An 859-nucleotide genomic window follows, 5' to 3' on the forward strand; every position below is an offset into this window, starting at 1 on the left:
GCTCCCGAGCCGCCAACGGAGACGCCCATCGACCCGCGAGAGGAGCCGGCCCCATGACCCTGAGTACCGAAGCCCTCATCGGACTGGGGCTGATCGTGGTGTTCCTGGTGGGCTCGTACCTCTGGTATCTCTGGGGGTTGGCGCGCCTGTTCCCCCTGCTTGGCCTCCCCGAGACGCAGGGCTGGATCCCCGTGCGCAACGAGATGGCGCTCCTTGAGCGCGGGCGAGTGCCCGGCTGGATCGCGATCCTCTTCCTGCTCCCGGGCATCTTCGTCGTGCCCCTCGTGGCGCGCGGGATCGCCGTGCACCGCATCCACCGCGAACACCGCCGCGGGGGCGGCTGGACGGCGCTCGCCGTGGCCTACCCGGCGCTGTGGGCCACGATCTTCTGGCTGGAACTGAGCGATCACCCCGATCTCGCCCGGATGCCCGCGGGCACCGGGCGCGTCGGGGGGCTCGCCCAGCCCACCCAGCCGCGGGAAACGGCTCCGGCGGAGCCCGCCCGCCCGGGGGTGTTCTCGGACGGCTTCGACGAGTGGGGCTTCACCCCCGTCGCCGGTGCCGCGGGGGAGCCCGGTCCCGTTCCCGTTCCCGCTCCCGCTCCCGCCGTGAGCGTGGCCGGCGCCGGCCCCGGCACCGGGCCGGTCCCGCAGCCGGTTGCGCTGCCGAGCGCCGCGGAGCTGCCCGTCGCCGCTGCCGCGCCCGCGCCCGCGGATGCCCCCGCGGCCGCTCCGGGCTCGCGCTTCGCCCCGGCTCTCCCGGACGCGGGCCACCCCCGCGCCGCGGCGGACGCCCGGGAGGAGCGCGATGCCCGCGACGTCCCCGGGGTCCGCCCCGTCTCCGAGGTCCCGGATGCCCG

At 76.8% G+C, this 859-nt stretch carries 1 pseudogene; it reads left to right on the plus strand.

The window, feature by feature from the left end:
* Positions 1-53: 53 nt before the first annotated feature.
* Positions 54-859: pseudogene (locus OOT08_RS11130) on the plus strand (hypothetical protein); the annotation flags it as partial.

Origin of the sequence: Leucobacter sp. M11 (genome assembly GCF_035726885.1) — a bacterium.
In the GTDB taxonomy this organism is placed as follows: Bacteria; Actinomycetota; Actinomycetes; order Actinomycetales; family Microbacteriaceae; genus JAPFRB01.